The sequence below is a fragment of the Micromonospora sp. NPDC005979 genome, from assembly GCF_040614415.1.
GTDB lineage: Bacteria > Actinomycetota > Actinomycetes > Mycobacteriales > Micromonosporaceae > Micromonospora.
On the sequence record NZ_JBEXUR010000022.1, the window covers coordinates 44,959 to 61,650 of the forward strand.

Annotated in this window: 14 protein-coding genes; 5 read left to right on the forward strand and 9 right to left on the reverse strand. The window is 70.5% G+C overall.

From position 1 onward, the window contains the following. The first annotated feature begins 78 nt into the window (after positions 1–78). A complete protein-coding gene (locus tag ABZ272_RS28000; RefSeq protein ID WP_355052919.1) occupies positions 79–1,434 on the forward strand; it encodes a glycosyl hydrolase family 18 protein in 1,356 nt (451 codons plus the stop codon). 64 nt (positions 1,435–1,498) lie between these two features. On the opposite strand, the gene ABZ272_RS28005 is transcribed toward ABZ272_RS28000, so the two are convergent. The 3 genes from ABZ272_RS28005 to ABZ272_RS28015 all read right to left on the reverse strand — a co-directional run bounded on the left by ABZ272_RS28005 (position 1,499) and on the right by ABZ272_RS28015 (position 5,931). Next, positions 1,499–2,602, reverse strand: a complete 1,104-nt coding sequence (locus tag ABZ272_RS28005; protein WP_355052920.1) for an NADAR family protein — start codon at positions 2,600–2,602, stop codon at positions 1,499–1,501. A 190-nt stretch (positions 2,603–2,792) separates the two neighbouring features. Further along, positions 2,793–3,500 carry a TMEM175 family protein gene (locus tag ABZ272_RS28010; protein WP_355052921.1) on the reverse strand — a complete coding sequence of 236 codons (708 nt, stop codon included), beginning with the start codon at positions 3,498–3,500 and terminating at the stop codon, positions 2,793–2,795. Positions 3,501–3,606: 106 nt separating this feature from the next. Further along, positions 3,607–5,931, reverse strand: coding sequence for a tetratricopeptide repeat protein (locus ABZ272_RS28015; protein ID WP_355052922.1), 2,325 nt, complete (start codon positions 5,929–5,931; stop codon positions 3,607–3,609). Between the two features lie 112 nt (positions 5,932–6,043). Between ABZ272_RS28015 and ABZ272_RS28020 the strand changes: the two genes are divergently transcribed. Then, positions 6,044–6,646, forward strand: coding sequence for a hypothetical protein (locus tag ABZ272_RS28020; protein WP_355052923.1), 603 nt, complete (start codon positions 6,044–6,046; stop codon positions 6,644–6,646). A gap of 138 nt (positions 6,647–6,784) precedes the next feature. Next, positions 6,785–8,050, forward strand: a complete 1,266-nt coding sequence (locus ABZ272_RS28025) for a prolyl oligopeptidase family serine peptidase (protein WP_355052924.1) — start codon at positions 6,785–6,787, stop codon at positions 8,048–8,050. Positions 8,051–8,064: 14 nt separating this feature from the next. Here the strand turns inward: ABZ272_RS28025 and ABZ272_RS28030 are convergent, their stop codons facing one another. Next, complete coding sequence (locus ABZ272_RS28030) at positions 8,065–9,252, reverse strand: amidohydrolase family protein (RefSeq protein ID WP_355052925.1); 1,188 nt, start codon at positions 9,250–9,252, stop codon at positions 8,065–8,067. Positions 9,253–9,663: 411 nt separating this feature from the next. On the opposite strand from ABZ272_RS28030, the gene ABZ272_RS28035 reads away from it, so the two are divergent. Next, on the forward strand, positions 9,664–11,088 hold the full coding sequence (locus ABZ272_RS28035) for an APC family permease (protein ID WP_355052926.1): 1,425 nt from the start codon (positions 9,664–9,666) through the stop codon (positions 11,086–11,088). Between the two features lie 60 nt (positions 11,089–11,148). Here the strand turns inward: ABZ272_RS28035 and ABZ272_RS28040 are convergent, their stop codons facing one another. Then, on the reverse strand, positions 11,149–11,961 hold the full coding sequence (locus ABZ272_RS28040; protein WP_355052927.1) for a hypothetical protein: 813 nt from the start codon (positions 11,959–11,961) through the stop codon (positions 11,149–11,151). 348 nt (positions 11,962–12,309) lie between these two features. Here ABZ272_RS28040 and ABZ272_RS28045 point away from each other — a divergent pair, with 348 nt between their 5' ends. Next, positions 12,310–13,524 (forward strand): histidine decarboxylase, encoded by a 1,215-nt coding sequence (locus tag ABZ272_RS28045; RefSeq protein WP_355052928.1) that lies wholly within the window; start codon positions 12,310–12,312, stop codon positions 13,522–13,524. A 60-nt stretch (positions 13,525–13,584) separates the two neighbouring features. Here the strand turns inward: ABZ272_RS28045 and ABZ272_RS28050 are convergent, their stop codons facing one another. The 4 genes from ABZ272_RS28050 to ABZ272_RS28065 all read right to left on the reverse strand — a co-directional run bounded on the left by ABZ272_RS28050 (position 13,585) and on the right by ABZ272_RS28065 (position 16,648). After that, positions 13,585–14,499, reverse strand: coding sequence for a serine hydrolase (locus ABZ272_RS28050; RefSeq protein WP_355052929.1), 915 nt, complete (start codon positions 14,497–14,499; stop codon positions 13,585–13,587). Further along, entirely contained in the window at positions 14,492–15,169 is a 678-nt protein-coding gene (locus ABZ272_RS28055; protein ID WP_355052930.1) for a hypothetical protein, read from the reverse strand. Before ABZ272_RS28055 ends, ABZ272_RS28050 begins: the two co-directional genes overlap by 8 nt. A 104-nt stretch (positions 15,170–15,273) precedes the next feature. Continuing rightward, the gene (locus ABZ272_RS28060; protein WP_355052931.1) at positions 15,274–15,774 is read right to left on the reverse strand and encodes a SigE family RNA polymerase sigma factor; all 501 of its coding nucleotides are present in this window, start codon (positions 15,772–15,774) and stop codon (positions 15,274–15,276) included. Then, positions 15,767–16,648 (reverse strand): hypothetical protein, encoded by an 882-nt coding sequence (locus ABZ272_RS28065; RefSeq protein ID WP_355052932.1) that lies wholly within the window; start codon positions 16,646–16,648, stop codon positions 15,767–15,769. Before ABZ272_RS28065 ends, ABZ272_RS28060 begins: the two co-directional genes overlap by 8 nt. Positions 16,649–16,692: the final 44 nt, after the last annotated feature.

Here is a 16,692-nt window from a genome sequence, read left to right on the forward strand (position 1 = left end):
GTAAACAACCCTTGATATTAAACGTCACGAACGTCAATATGTGGAGGTCGCGGGTCGCCGAAGCCTGGGGAGTGAGCCATGAGAAGCCGTCGCATCGTCGCAGCGCTGGCCGGGGCGGCGATGTCCGTCACGGCCGCCGTCGCCTTCGTCCCCAGCAGCATGGCCGCGGTCTCCTCGGCCAACGCCGTCGCGCTGGTCGCCTGCACCGCACCCGCCTGGGCTGAGGGCACCACCTACCAGGTGGGCGCACAGGTCACCTACGGAGGTCGGCTCTACCAGGCTCTGGTCACCCACACCGCGTACGTCGGCGCCGGCTGGAACCCCGCTTCGACCCCGTCGCTCTGGCGTGACCTGGGGGCCTGCTCGGGAAGCACTCCCCCACCCACCACGCCACCGCCGACGACCGCGCCGCCCACCACGCCGCCCCCGACCACCGCTCCCCCGACGACGGCTCCCCCCACCACGCCGCCGCCGACCGGCGGAACCTGCGCGGTGAAGTCCCGGCCGACCGGCAAGGTGTTGCAGGGCTACTGGGAGAACTGGGACGGCGCGTCCAACGGCGTACACCCCGGGCTCGGCTGGATCCCGATCACCGACAGCCGGCTCCCACAGCACGGCTACAACGTGATCAACGCAGCGTTCCCGGTGATCCGCGCGGACGGCACGGTCCTCTGGGAGAACGGCATGGACGCCGGCGTGAAGGTGGCGACCCCCGCCGAGATGTGCCAGGCCAAGGCGGCCGGCGCCACGATCCTGATGTCGATCGGCGGCGCCGCCGCGGGCATCGACCTGAGCTCCACGGCGGTCGCCGACCGGTTCATCGCGACGATCGTGCCGATCCTGACGACGTACCACTTCGACGGCATCGACATCGACATCGAGACCGGCCTCAGCGGCAGCGGCAACATCAACACCCTGTCGACGTCGCAGGCCAACCTGATCCGGATCATCGACGGCGTGCTGGCCCGGATGCCGTCGAACTTCGGCCTGACCATGGCGCCGGAGACCGCGTACGTCACCGGCGGCAGCGTGGTCTACGGCTCGATCTGGGGCTCGTACCTGCCGATCATCAAGAAGTACGTCGACAACGGCCGGCTGTGGTGGCTCAACATGCAGTACTACAACGGCTCGATGTACGGCTGCAACGGCGACTCCTACGCGGCCGGCACGGTGCAGGGCTTCACCGTCCAGACGCAGTGCCTCAACAACGGCCTGACCATCCAGGGCACCACGATCCGCGTCCCCTACGACAAGCAGGTTCCCGGCCTGCCCGCCCAACCCGGCGCCGGTGGCGGCTACCTGACCCCGTCGCTGGTCAACCAGGCCTACAACACCGTCCCGAACATCAAGGGCCTGATGACCTGGTCGATCAACTGGGACGGCTCCCGCGGCTGGACCTTCGGCGACAACGTGAAGGCTCGCCAGGGCCGCTGACCCGACGCACCGACGATCACCGGCCCGGGCCGTCCCCGGGCCGGTGATTATGTCAGGGGCGGCCCTACTGTCGGGTGGCCAGCTCGGAGCGGGCGAGTTCCAGCAATCGCCCCAGCCAGTTGGCGCCGCTCGAGCTCCAGAACTTCGAAGCCCAGTCGTTGTAGAGCAGCCGGGCGTCACCGGTACCCAGCAACGTCGCCGCCATCGCCGGGTGGCGCTCGAACTTGTCCCGCAGCAGCGCGGCCATCGCGCCCAGCCGGGCCGCCGGCCAGCCCGGCCGCCGGGGTGCATCCTCCCCGAGTGTCCGGGCGTCGAGACCACGGCTCGCGGCGGCGATGCGATCGTGCCAATCGGCGTCATCGGTGGACAGCGCCCAGTAGGCGTGCATGACGCTCGCATATTCCCGGCCGCCGTGAGTCACCGCCGCCGGATAGTCGATCTGCAGGACCTCCAAGCCCGCCGGGTCCGGCCAGCCGTTCGGGTAGACGTGCCCGCCGACGACCAGCGGGACGGTAGTCTCCGGCCCGTCCGCCACCCGCTGCGCCTGGACTCGGGCGACACCGGCCTCACTGCGGCGGAAATAGTCGAGCGCCCGCTCCCGGGCTTCCGGGGTCACCGTGAGCGGGTGGTCCGGGTGTCGGGCCGGGATCGTCTCGCCCACCTCGGCGAGCAGGATCCTTACCGGAACGTCGTTCTGGTCCATGTCGCCGAGCATGTAGATTCGGCGGTGCTCCGGCACCGCGTGATACAACTCGCGGACGATTTCCAGGTTGGCCCCGGTCGGATTCGCGGCATAAGCCAGAAGCGCGTTCCAGCAGCGCCGGGAGGAATCCGGCCGACCGTTGAGATCGTCCACCTCGTCGGCGAGCTCGCCGATCACTAGTTCCGGAGTCAGCCACGACTCCAGCGCCGGCACGGTCCCGCATGCCGTGCCGGTGATGATCAACGATGCGCCCTCGGGCGGTGTCAATGTCAGCGTGCCGTCGTCGAACGCGGCGCGGAGGCCGTCGAGATCAGTCGATCCGAATCGCCAGAGGACGACGCCGTCCGCGAAGACGCCGAGTGTGCTGAGAGTGTAATGATCACCCTTGTTGACAAAGACGAGGCGTTGCCGCCCCTCGATGACGTCGTCGCCGACCATCCGCGACGTTGAGGTGCTGTCCGGCATGTGGGCGAGCCTAACGGCACGTGCTGCCGGATCCGGCTTGCCCGGCGCGCATCTCCGTCAGAGCACCTACCGGCGTTGCTCGGCGAACTGGGACGGGTCGAAGGGGTCGACCTTCGGCGACAACGTGAAGCGTCTCCAGGGTCGCTGAGGCGCCCGCGCCGGCCCGCCCCGAGCCTGCGGCAGGACAGGTTCAGGGCGGGCCGTTCGCGGCCTGGGCCCGGGTGCGTCTGATGCTGTCGATCTCACCGTTGATCGGCAGCCAGTAGAAGGGAATGAACGCCGCGACCGCGATCAGGCCGGCGATCGGGTGGACGACACAGAGCGCGGTTCCTACGGCGATCCAGATGGGGGCCACCCGGAAACGCTTGCTGATCGCTCGGGCGGTGGCCTCGTCGGTGGTGGACGTCAACAGGCGGTGACCGCTCCTCGCGTACTCCCAGATGACGTTGAAGAGGATGGCGGCGGCCCCGTAGACGATGCCGTAGAAGACCAACGCGGCCCGCTTGCCGGGCCCCTCCTCGAAGGCGCGGGCCAGCACCGACGAGACGAACGGCAGGAACGCGATCACCATCAGGAGCAGGGTGTTGAGCAGTAGCAGCAGGCGGTCGGCGGAGCGGATGTGATCGAACATGACGTGGTGGTTCACCCAGATCTGACCGAGCAGCAGAAAGGTGACGCCGTAGGCCAGGTAGGACGGCCACAGGTCGAGCAGCCCGCGCATGAGGTGTTCGGTGTCCTCGGGCGGCCGGATCTCCAGCACGAGAAGGGTGATGGCGATCGCCGTGACAGCGTCGCTGAAGGTGACCACCCGGCTCGGGTCGCGTTCCGCCCCCAACGGCCTTCGGGATCTGGTCGCCCCGTTCGAGGTGGCGCCGCGGGACGCCCGGATCCTACGCATCAGCCTCCCTCACCCGTACCCGGCCGCCGCCGGAGCGCTGCCGGGAATCCCCGCCGCGCAAGGAGCTAAACCGGCACCCGCGCCCTCGCCTGGTCGGCGCGAACGCCTACCGAGCCCGCAACCTGGCGCGGACGGCGTCGGCGTCCGGGTGGTCCAGGGCTGTGAAGATCTCCAGTGCCCGCTGCCAGTCGGCTCGGGCCGAGGCGGGGTCGCCGAGTGCGAGGCGCGTGTCGCCCAGCCGACTGAGGGTGTCCGCCTCGCCCCAGAGGTCGCCGAGATCCCGGGTCAGGCCGAGCGTGCGCTCGTAACACTCCACGGCCCGGCCGTACTGGCCGAGGTGGTGGTGTGCGTACCCGAGGCTGTCCCAGGTCGCGGCCTCGCCCGCCCGGTCGTCGAGCTGCTGGAGCAGGTCGAGCGCCTCCTCGCAGTAGGCCAGGGCCGCGAGGTGTTCGCCGAGCTGGGCGTGGCACCAGCCGACGGCGTTGAGCGCGTCGGCCTGGGCCCGACGGTGGCCGGCGGCCCGGGCGAGGTCGAGGGTCCGCTTCGAGTGCTCGAGGGCCCTGCGGTGCTCGCCCTGACGGTCCCAGAGCGAGGCGAGGTTCTGGTGCGTACGCGCCTCGCCCTCGGTGTCACCGCTGGCGACGTACAGGTCGAGGGCGCGTTCGAGGTGGCTGTGGGCGTCGGCGTACCGGTTGACCACGGTGTGGGCGCCGGCGAGAAAGCGGTGCGCGACCGCCTGGGCGACCGGGTCGCCGAGACGTTCGGCGGCGAGCAGGGCCGCCCGGCAGGTCTCGACCCGGTCGTGCCAGTGCCCCTGCCGGTCCAGGAACGTGTCGAGGGCCCGCCCCAACCGCCAGGTGTGTGCGTCGTGACCGGCGCTCGCGGCCAGGCGGAGCACGGCGAGCAGCACGGGATGTTCGGCGGTCAACCACTGCAACGCCTCCGCGTGGGAAGTGGGCCGTTCCGGGAGCACACCGGCCGCCGCCGGGGCCATGAGGTGGTCGACCGGGTCGCTGTGCGGGCGCAGCAGGGTGTCGGCGGCGTGGGTGGTGTGGGTGTAGTGGTCGAGGAGCCGGATCGTGGCGGACCTGCGGTCGGGCGTCGGGTCGGTGCCGTCGCTGAGTTCGGCCGCGTACGCGCGCAGGAGGTCGTGCGCGGTGAACCGGCCGGGCCGGTACTCGGCCAGCAGGTTCGCGCGGGTCAGTTCGGTCAGCAGCCGGCGGGTGTCGTCCACCGGCCGACCGGCCAGGCTCGCCGCGGCGGCCACCGTGATGTCCGGGCCGGGGTGCAGGCCCACCAGCCGGAACAGCCCGGCGGCCGGCACGCTGAGCGCCGTGTACGACCAGGAGAACACCGTCCGCACCTCGCCGACCGCGTCGCCCGCGTCGAGTACGCCGAAGCGCTGACCGGCCGTGCCCAACTCGGCCGCGAGGGTGGCCAGCGGAAAGCCGGACTGCTGGGCCCGGGCGGCGGCGATGCTCAACGCCAGCGGCAGCCGGACGCACGCGGTGATGATCGCCTCGGCGGCCTTCGGCTCCGCGGCCACCCGTTCGACACCGAGCCGATTGGTGAGCAGGTGGGCGGACGCGTCGCGGCTGAGCAGGCCGAGCGGGAGCGGGTGCGCGCCGTCCAGGCTGACCAGCGAGGTGAGCTGGCTGCGGCTGGTCACCAGCACCATCGTGGTGGGCGTGCCGGGCAGCAGCGGGCGGACCTGTTCGGCGTCCCGGGCGTTGTCCAGCACGATGAGGATCCGTTTGCCGGCCAGCGCGCTGCGGTACAGGGCGGCCTGGGCGTCGAGGTCGGCGGGCACCCGGGTGGCCGGAACGCCGAGCGCGTCCAGGAAGCCGTGCAGCGCCTTCGCCGCGCTCACCGCCTGCCCGCGCGGGTCGAAGCCGCGCAGGTTGACGTAGAGCTGCCCGTCGTCGAAGCGATCGGCGACGCGATGCGCAAAGTGCACGGCCAGGGCCGTCTTGCCCACCCCCGCGGTTCCCGAGATCGCGGCCACCACGACGGAGGTGGGCGCGGCAACGAGCTTGTCGAGAAGGGTCACCTCGTCGTCGCGGCCGGCGAGGCTGGCCACGTCTGCGGGCAGTTGCCGGGGTACCAGCCGGCCGGGCGTACGCGGCGCGCGACGACGGCTCTCCTCGATGCGGTCCCGGGCGGTGGCCAGCGCCCCCTGCTCGGCCGGCGTGGCGCCGAGGAGCCGGACCAGGGCGTCGAGCCGGTCGGTGGGTGGCAGCGTCTTCCCGGTGAGGTACTCCGCGATCGCGGTGTGCGACCAGCCGGTGCGGGCGGCCAGCTCTCGATAGGTCAGCTCGCCGTCACCCTGTTGGCGTGCGTGCCTGCGGCGCAACGCCCGCAACAGGCCGGCGAGGTCGTCGGACGTCTGCGCCCCCGCGGCATCCAGTGCCCTGCCCCCAACAGTCGACAATAGACGTTCGTCATTGTACGGCGGTGTACGGAATTCCGGCCAGAGCCCGATCGGATCCGCGATCCTGCTCGTGCGCAGAGCACAGCGCACCGATCCGATCGATGGAGGGCATGTGTCCGTACATCTCAAGTCTCTGGTTCTGGCCCTGACCCTGCTCGCGGCGACGCTCGCCGTTCCGGCGGCGGCCGCGTCGGCGGCGACCTCCGACACGGCCATCTGCACGACGAAGACGGCCTGCGCCGACGGCGATCTCGCCGTGGCGTCGACGCACCGGGCGGCCCGCGCCATCGGCGGCGTCGGCACCAACGTCATCCCGGTTCCCCCGCCGGCGGGCTTCCCGGCGGGCACCCCCTGCTATCGGGAGGAGGTCTCCGAGCAGGTCTACGAGACCGCCACCTACACCACCATCTACGAGCTGTACTTCCAGGCGAGCGTCTGCCTGTTCGCCAAGGAGATCGTGCTGTACGGCCTGGACACGTCCCTCTCCTTTCCCAACGACGTACAGGACCCGCGACTGACCTCGATGCAGTTCGTCGTGCGGGACCAGATCGTGACCTACAGCCCGACCGAGAAGGACGGGTACTCCGAGCTGTGGGTGACCTTCTGCACCGATCCCGCGCAGCCCACCACCTGTCAGCGCTACCTGCACCGGCTGGGCCTGATCTTCAATCCCGCCTGGGTCTACCCGTTCTCGGTGTTCCAGCGCCTGAGCTGACCCCCTGCCGTGATCAGGGCGCCGTTCGGGTCACTCCGGCCTGCGGCGCCCTGGCCGCGCGTCCGCACCGGTTGCCGATGGATTTCCACGCCGTTACGGTGGTGTGCCATCGACGTTTGTCTACAAACGGGGGGCCGTATGTCCACGCCTGTCACTCGCCGTACCGTGCTGGCCGGTGGGGCCGGCGCCGCTCTCGGTCTCACCCTGCCGGGCGCTGCCCAGGCCGACGACCGCCCCCACGAGGCCGGCGTGACTTTCACCCTCGACGCGCGGACGCTCGACGGTGGCGAGCAGGTCACCTCGGTCACCCTCGACACCCGTCGCCTCGGCCCGATCGACCCGGCGGGGCTCACCCCGGACACGTTCACCGTGCACGCCAAGGCCACCAGCCCGCTCCCGATCGCTCCCGGCGATCTGATCTTCAGCGAGTACGACCTGGACCGCACGGTAACCGCGGCCCGGCTCGACCGGCACGGAAACATCGTGCTGGAGCTGAGCCACGCCGAGGGTCAACCCGGCGGCGGCACCCTCGGCTACATCCTGAGCAAGGGCCGCAACGTCCGGCTGGACCTCGTCTACACCATCACGCAGAACACGCCGCTCGCGCGCCGCCACGGCTCCCCGCTCGCCATCACGCGCTTCGTGCAGGGACGACTGTCGAACCCCGAGGTGGACTCCTTCACCCACCACGTATCGGGGTCGGGCCTCAAGTACCGGCTGTACTCCCCCCAGCGGCCGCGCCCGCACGGCCGACGGCCCCTGATCCTCTGGCTGCACGGCGCCGGCGAGGGCGCCTCCCTCCCCGACGGCTACTACGACAACGAGACCACGCTGCGCGCCAACCGCGGCGCGCTGGGTTTCGCCACCCCGGAGGCCCAACGGATCTTCTCCGGCGCGTACGTCGTGGCCCCGCAGAGCACCTCCTACTGGATGGAGGACGGCCCCCGGTTCGCACCGCTGATCCGCGAGATCGTCCAGGATCTCGTCCGTCGCGAGCGCGTCGACCCCGACCGGATCTACGTGGTCGGTTGCAGCAACGGCGGCTACATGTCCCTGGAGATGACCGTCACGTATCCCGACCTGTTCGCCGCGTCGGTGCCGATCTGCGGCGTCGTCGAGCCGCTCGGCGGGGAGGGCCCGCCGCTGGTCACGGACACGGAGCTGGCGGCGATCCGGACGCCGACCTGGCTGGTCACCTCGCTCGACGACGACACCGTGCCGCCGGAGACCAACACGATCCACGCGCACAACCTCATCCGAGGATCGCTGGTCACCCTGTACGACCACGTTGTCTGGAACGGCTATCAGTTCCCCGGTCACTGGTCCTGGATCTACGTGGCCCGCAACGACCCCAACCAGCACGGCACCCACATCTGGCAGTGGATGGCCCGCCGTCGTCGGTGATCTACCTGCGAAGGTCAGCCCACCTGAACACCTGCGCGGTACACGGCGAGTGGGTGGCGTAGCACCCCGATGTCGCTCGTCGGGTCACCGTCGACGATCAACAGGTCGGCCTCGAATCCGGGCCGGACACGGCCCTTGGCGCCGCCCACGCCACACACCTCCGCGCCGACCGCGGTGGCCCCGGCGAGGGCGGCGGTGGCGGGAATGCCGCAGGCCACGTACTCGACGAGTGTCTCCGGCAGGATCCCGTGCGGTTTCGCGGGGCCGAGGCCCGCGTCCGAACCGGCCACCAGACGGACCCCGGCCCGATAGAGGGTGGTGGCGCCGGCACGTAGCGCGGCGGCACTGAGCCCGGCCCGCTCCGCCATCGCCACCACCTCCGGCGGCGTGACCACGGCCGGATCCGTGCCGAGCGTGGCGCAGACCGCTGGTCCGGACGCGGCCAGGCGGTCCGCGAGTTCGTCGGGGACGCGGGCCCCGGCCGCGGTCACGCAGGTGCAGTGCTCGATGCCGTCCACACCGACGCGCAGCGCCTGCTCGACCGCGAGCAGGGCGTGCGCGTGCGCGGTCACCGGCAGATCCAGGTCGTGCGCCTGGGCGACGGCGGCGGTCATCTCCTGATCGCTGAACTGCAACCCACTGGTGTCCGTGCCAGGGGTGAAGACCCCGCCGCTGGCCATTATCTTGATCAGGTCCGCGCCGGCCGCCGCCCGCAGCCGCACGGCCTCCCGCACACCGTCGACACCGCTCGCCTCGCCCCCCAGCGCCCAGCAGTGTCCGCCAACGCTGGTGATGGGCGTACCCGACGCCACCACCGTCGGCAGGTCGTCGCGTACTCCCCGAGCCCGCCATCGGAGCACCGCGTCGCGTCGGTCGCCCAGGTCCCGTACCGTCGTGACGCCGGCCGCCAGGTGCGCGCGCAGTGACGCCTCGATGACCGCGCCGAGATCCGCCTCGGCGCACCCGGCGAGTCGACCGAGCGCGTCCGGCCCGGCGTCGGCGCAGAGGTGCACGTGTGCGTCGACCAGACCAGGCAACAGTGTCCCGTCCGGCGCCTCGCGCACCGGCCAGCCCACCGGCGCGTCGATCCAGCCCCGGTGCACGTCGGCGATGCGCCCGCCCTCGATGAGGACCAGCACCCCACCATCGGTGAGCCGCTCGCCGTCGAACATCCGGGCCGCCCGGACAGCCTGCTTCGTCATCGTCACCCCATCCGCACGACCGCGGCCATCACCCCCGCCGCGGTGTCTCGCGTCCTCCGGCGAACCACCGGCCGTGACTCGACCATCGCACCGGCGGCGGGTGTCCAGCCTCCCTCGGCGGGGTGATCCTTCCTCCCTCTTCCGAGGCGGCCAACGATCATCGGAGCTGATGTCCACACAGGACGCGAGGTGCGTCCTGCCGAGTCACCGCAGCGCTTCCCCGGGGCGCTCAAATTCTGCGACCCGCTGCTCCCAGTAACGGCGAGATCACCTGTAAGGTCATCGAGTCCCGTCCCTGACCTATCGCCTAGAACCTGGGGAGGTTCAGTTATGGTCACGCCTTCGGTGACCCCCCTGACGGTGTCCGCCGAGCGGGGACTGGCACGCAAAACTCTGCGAACGAGTTCTCTGGTGACGTTCGGCGCGACCGCGTCGTCTCCCATGGCCGTTCTCGTCGGCGGTATCGTCGCCACCTATGCGGCGACCGGCAATACCGGTGTGGCCTCCAGTTTCCTGCTCCTGACGGTCGTGATGCTCCTGTGGGCACCGGGGTACATCGCCATCGCCCGTTACGTGCAGCCCAGTGGAATCTTCTACACCGCCCTCGCCGCCGGCCTGTCCCGGCTCGTCGGGGTCGCGGGCGCGCCGGTCGTGCTCCTGGCCTACAACACCATTCAGATATCGCTGTACGGGCTGCTCGGTTCGGTGATCAGCGGCCTGGTCGGCGGACCGTGGTGGGTCGGCGCGCTCCTCGCGTGGGCCATCGTCGCGGCCTTCGGTCTGCAACGCACCGGCGTCAGCACCGCCATGTTCGGCACCATCCTGATCGTCGAGATCACGTTGCTGCTGGTGTTCGTGCTGGTCGGACTGGCCCACCCGGCGGGCGGTCAACTGACCTTCGCGGCGTTGAACCCGACGCAACTGTTCGACACCGGGGTGGTGGCCGGGCTCGCGGTCCTTCCCCTCGGCTTCGCCGCGTTCTTCGGCACCGAGACCATCGCCGCGTACGGTGCGGAGGCGCGCACCCCACGGGCGGTGTCGCGCAGCATCATCTACGTGATCCTGGGCCTGGGCCTGCTCTACGCGCTGTGCGCGTGGGCGATGGTGGCAACGGTGGGCGCCGACCGGGTCGTCGACCTGGCCCGCGACCCGGCGGCGCCGCTGCCGTTCGAGGTCTTCTCGGGCTCCCGCGCCGGTAGCGCCGGCGTGCTGCTGGTGGCGCTGGGTGGTCTGCTGCTGGTCAGCAGCGTCCTGGCGGCGATGATCAGCTTCCACAACAGCGTGGCCAGATACCTGTTCGCGCTCGGCAAGGACCGGCTGTTGCCCGCTCGCCTGGCGGCCATCCGCGAGGGTGGGTCGGGCGCGCCGCTGGGTGGCTCGATCACCCAGTCGATCACCGCTCTGATCGTCATCCTGCTGTTCGTGGTGAGCGGCGCCGAGGCGTTGACCATGTTCACCTGGCTGAGCAACATCGCCGCGATCAGTCTGATGCTCCTGATGACGGTGAGTTCACTAGCCACCGTCCGCTACTTCGCCCGTGGCGGCGGACGCAGCGAGTCGCTGTGGGCGCGGGCGATCGCTCCCACCCTCGGTGGTATCGCGATCGCGGTGATCCTGCTGGTCACGCTGGTCAACATCAGCGCCGCGCTCGGCACGCCACCCGGTTCCCACACCGCCTGGCTGGTGCCCGGAACGGTCGGCGCCTTCGTCGTCATCGGCGTGCTGTGGGCGATCAGCGTTCGGGCCCGCCGGCCGGACCTGCTCACCGGCATCGGGGAACGGGAGACCAACCCGACGCGGCAGGTCGACGAGGACCTGGGTCACCTCACGCTCTGAGCCCTCGTCCACACGTCGAGGCAGGCGGCGCCGCCGAAGCGGCGCCGCCTGCCTCAGGCCCTAGGCTGTCGCGCCCCTGGTCGGGCTGATTCGCTGCGCGCCGAGGTGCACCAGCGTCGCCAACTGGGCGATCCCCGTCCAGATCGGAGCGTCGCCCGAGTAGCTCTGCAACGGTCGCCACGACTCGTAGAGCGGCGTGGTGGACTGGATCAGCGGTCTCTCCCATGGATCGGTGGGCCGGTCGACGACGATCCGCGTCTCTTCCGGATCCATCATCTGGATGTAGAAGCGGCCGGGAATTCGGTCCTCACCCTCCACCCGGCGCATCGTCTGCTCCCAGGTACCGAGCGGACCGTCGAGTGAGCTGACCGCGAGCCCGATGAACGTCGACTCGGCGGTGATCCGCTCGTCGACCCGGTTGCACATCTGCGGGGGCTGACGTGGATCCAGACCCCCGTTGTCGAGGTAGTGCCGCGCCGTCTGGGCGAGGTCGTACAGCAGCCTGGGCAGGTGTGAGACGTCCTCGCCGGCCTTGTCGAGGCGCGTCGCCGCGCCCACCTCGAAGACCGATCGATCCGCTGTGGACCCGACGACCGGCACGGCGTAGAGGAAGGCGAAGCCGTAGGGGCACAGCGGGTTGCGCCGGCGTTGCGCCCACGCGTGCCGGCCGTGCATGGTGTTCATCAACCCGACCCGGCTCAACGCGGAGGACCGCAACGACGCCCAGATCCGCCGCGTCTCCGGATCGCTGACCGGGGGCGCGCTCGGCGACTCGCGCGTGGTCGGCGGCGGCTCCACCGGTGGCGGCGCGTACGCGGACGGCGTGGGCTGCCAGGGGACCGGCGGCTGCTGCTCGACGGCGGGCGACGGCATCGCGGTCGTGGGCGCGACCCAACCGTGGCGTCCGACCGCCGGCGCCGGCTCCGGAGGGAGGGACGGCTGGCTGCCCGAGTGCTGGTCCCAGGGGACCGCTGCCGTCCTTCCGGCACTCGCCGCCGCTCTCCAATCGTCGGCGCTCCTCTCAAAAGGATTCGAGCGCGTTCCCGGCCTGTCGTACGCCACGGTGTCAGTCCCTCCAAAGACGTCGCCACAGCCTCTCATTGCACACACACCGCGATCAACCATGCACCGCCAGTCGGCTTGATCGCGATTCGGAGACGGTTGCCTGTACGTCGGCGTCATGGTCCACTCTTCGCTGAGTCGCCTATCAACGGAGAGCCCGTGACCTCCCCCACAAGCGTTCCCGACGACCTTTCCCTCACCGCTGAGATCGAGCAGTTACGAGCCGCTCTGTCAGCACGCAGGTCGATCGGCTTCCCGGCCGCGGTGGATATCGACTATGGACCCGTGACCTCCCTGTTCGAACTGTTGATCAATAATGTCGGTGACCCGGATACCGACCCCGACACCGGCCACACGAAGGCCTACGAGCGCAAGGTCATCGACTGGCACGCGAATCTCTTCGGCGCTCCCGCCGACGATCGGTGGGGATATCTGACCAGTGGTGGCACGGAGGCCAACCAGGCGGCCATTCTGCTCGCCCGGGACCGGTTCGCCGGCGCGAGTCCCGTCCTCTACTACAGCCAGGCGACCCACGACTGGATCCGCAAGACCGCCAGCATGCTGAACCTCCCCGAGGTCGTCATCCGCACCGACGTGACCGGCGAGATCGACTACAACGATCTGCGGGGCGAGTTGGCCCGGCGCAGGGACCGGCCGGCCATCGTCGTGGCCAACGCCGGCACGACCGTGACCGAGGCGGTGGACGACCCGGCCCGCGTTCGTCGCGCCCTGTCCGAACTGGCGATCCGCAACGCTCACCTGCACGTCGACGGAGCGCTCGCCGGTGTGCCGTTGGCCCTGCTGCCGGACCGGCCGGTGGCCATCGACCTCGGCGGCGTGGTCGACTCCGTGGCCATCTCCTGCCACAAGTTCTACGGGACCACCATCCCGGGCGGTCTGGTGGTCACCCGCCGCTCGCTGCAACGGGCAGCGCGGCGGATCTCCTACACCGCCACGACCGACAGCACCATCAGCGGCTCGCGCTGCGGCCAACTCGCCGTCCAGATGTGGTACGCGCTGCGACTGCTCGGCGAGGACGGGCACCGTGAACGCGCCGAGCGCGCACGTGAAACGGCTCGTTTCGCCCACTCCCTGCTGGCCAGCGTCGGCTGGCCCGCCTGGCGCAACGTGCACGCCTTCACGGTGTACTTCACGACACCACCACCGCCGATCTCCCGCCGCTACGGCCTGTCGAACGCCGACGGCGGCATCAGTCACCTGATCTGCATGCCGGGCGTCACCCGCCAACAGATCGAGGCGCTCGCGGCCGACATCGCGACCGTCCGGGGCACCGAACAGCCCAGCCCGAGCCGCGGCGTCCGGCGACTCGTACCGGTCGCGCACCTGCCCCTGGCGGCCGCCGACCGGCCCTGATCGGCCGCCACCGCCCGAACGCCAGCCGTGCGGCGGGACGCCCGGGGGCGACGGCCCACCCTACGAGGGGCCGTCGCCCGCCGTGGCGGCGCGCATCTCCTTGAGGACGAACGTCGCCGCCTTCTCCACCACGCCGACGCCCGCCTCCTGGCTGACGTGATGATCGGAGAGCACCGCGATCAGCCAGTCGTGACGGGCCTCGACGATCCGTCCGATGCTGTTGACGAGCCAGCGACCGCCGTCGGTGTCCGCGGTGTCCCAGCCGTTCTTGACGTACACCGAATTGCCCGGCTCGCGCGCGGCGGTGACTCCCCACCGCTGCTCGGGGATCACCTTCTTCATGAGGCCCATGACGAAGGTGCGGTCCTGCGGCGTCAGCGGCCCCTTCGACGACGTCAGCGCCGTCAACAGACGGATCTGGTCGGCGGCCGTGGTCGTGGTCGTCCCCCAGTGCTTGTTCGCCTTGGTCTCGCGCAGACCGAGTGTGCGGTTCGCGGCCGTGAGGCCGCGCGAGCCGTCGATCTTCTGCCACAGGGCCACCGCGGCGTCGTTGTCACTCGACACGATCATGGCTTCGGCCTGCTGTCTGGTTGCCGAGCTCAGGGCCTTACCGGGCGGTGTCTGCCGCAGCAGCAGCGCCGCGAGAATATTGACCTTGACGATGCTGGCGGTCTCGAAGCGGGTGACGCCGGCCGTCACCGCGGCCGTACTCTGTCGATCCAGTGCCGCGACCGCGAGATGACCGTCGTACTTCTCGACGTAGGCCTCGATACGTGCCCGCGCCGGTTTCAGCCGGTCGACGGCCGGCGTCGTCGGAACCGGACTGGCCGGCGAACGACCGGGTGACGCGTCGGATCCGCCACCGTCGCGGACGTGCGTCGTGCCGTAGGCGGCCGTCGCGACGCCGGCGAGAGACAGGGTGGCCGCGGAGACGACCCAGCGGCGTGGCAGCTTGCGACCTCCCCGCTCAGCCAAGACGGGCCACCGCCTTCGCCGCGATCGTATCCACCGCAGCCTGGTTGCCCAGGTCGGGCAGGCTGATAGTCGAGACCGTCTCGTCCCGTTTCACCATGACGAAGTACCTAGCGGTAGTTGGGGTGTCGGCATGTGCGATGCGGCCCCGGACGAGCAGACCGACACCGCCCAGATAGTGCGGGTCGATGATCTCGAACGAGACCCGTGATCCGTGAACCAGGTAGCTCGCGCATCGCCGGAGGACCGCACGGACGTCGTCGACATTCCGCTCGGCCCACCCGGGTTCGTACGTCTCCACGATGTGGTGGGCCGGCGACGAGCCGTCCGGCAGCCGGTAGTAGCGCTCCACGGCAGCCCGTCGGTGCGACTTCGCGGTGTAGTCGCTGCTCCGGTAGTCGGGGCAGTCGTCCTGCTCCCAGGGCCAGGGTGGCAGACCGGGCCGCGCGTCGTCCGCACGCCAACCCGCACCCAGGTCGCCCGCTCCCAGCAGCATGCTCAGGCCACTCCGTTCGACGTTCACGGTGTGTGGCTCCTCGGGGCCGTCACCCGGCCCCGACCGCTGGCACCCCGCGACCAGCACCACCAACGCCGACAGGACCAGCGGCACGAGCAGGGCCGGCACCCGGACCCCGCCCCGAACCGGGCCCCGGCCGGTCCTGCTGCTCGACACGGACACCGAACCTCCCACACACAGATGACTGCCATCGCGGGTCGCGGCGTCGCCGCGGGTGCGCGGTGGCACCCCCGTCGCCGCCACCGGACAGACCTGGCCGATCAATGCCGCTCCTCGGCGAACAACTCGGAACGGGTCTCGCCGAGCAACTCGCGCAGCCGGCTGAGGGAGCGCATGCTCTGGCTCTTCACGACGGCCGTGGAGACGCCCACGACCTCGGCGGTCGTCTCCACGCTCAGGTCGTCCCAATAGCGCAGGACGATGATCGCCCGGTCGCGCAGCGGCAGGGTGGCGACCGCGTCGAGCAACGTCATGCGCAGCTCGGCCGGATGCTCCTCGCCGTGGTCGGGCGGCGTCGACATCGCCAACTCGGTGCTGGAGCGACGCCGCTGCTGATCGATGACGCAGCGCAGCAGCACCTTGCGGGCGTAGGCGTAGGGGTCGTCGGCCCGTCGGACCCGCCCCCAGTTGGCGTACATCTTCGCCAGCGCGGTCTGGGTGAGGTCCTGGGCGAGATGCCAGTCGCGGCACATCAGGAACGCGGCGTCGCGCAGGCGACCGGCGGCCGCCTGCGCGAATTCCACGAAGTCTTCGTCAGCCATTCGACCTGGCCAGGGTGGGGAACCTCTTGGCGCCGCTCTTGACGTACTCGGCCGGCAGTTTCGTCCCCCAGGTCGGGTTGGCGGCGATCGCGATTGCCTCGTCCACGGACAGAACGGCGGGCGCGGGCGAACTCCCCTTGCCATCCCAGGCCAGACAGGTGGAGATCAGCACGTCGATCTGGAGGCCGTCCCGGTGATACACCGTGATCATCTTGTCCTGCACACAGTTGCCGGGCACCTCGGTCAGCTCCACCGTCCCCGGGAGCGAATCGCCGCCGAGGCGGTCCTGGTAGACGGAGAGCCGCACCATGCCGGGCCCGTCGCCCCGATCCAGGAAGATCTGGACGTACGGCATGCCCGGGCCCGCCCCGCTGCTTTCCAAGCTCGCTTGACCGCTGGTCTCGCCCTTGGGCAGGAGCCGCATCAACAACTCCAGGGCGCCCTGCGGTGTGGTGGTCAGCGACGGACCATCCGGCCCCGCCCCGATCCGCACGTTGTCGATCACCGTGGTGGTGGGAGTCGCCGACGTGGCCACTCCTGGGGCCTCGGCTGCGCCCGCCACGGACCCGCCGCCCGGGGCACTGTCGGGGGTCTCCGCCGGGAACGGCGTCGGGCTGTCGACCGACCCACCCGGCGAACCGACGCCCCACGTCTCGGACTGACCCACCTGGTCGGCACCGCCGGTGAGCGGCCCGGCCGCCAGGCCGATCACGAGCAGCATCGCCAACGCGGATCCGCCCGCGCCGAACTGCGCGAGCCGACGCCGACGGCGTAGTCGTCGACCCTGCACCACCGACTGCTCAAGCAGGTCACCGAGCGGCGGGACGACGTGCCGGGCCATTTCGTCCCGGAAGCGCCCACGTAGGTCCCCCACGTCCCTTACCCCTCCATGGCGTACCGCCGGCCGTGACCATCCGT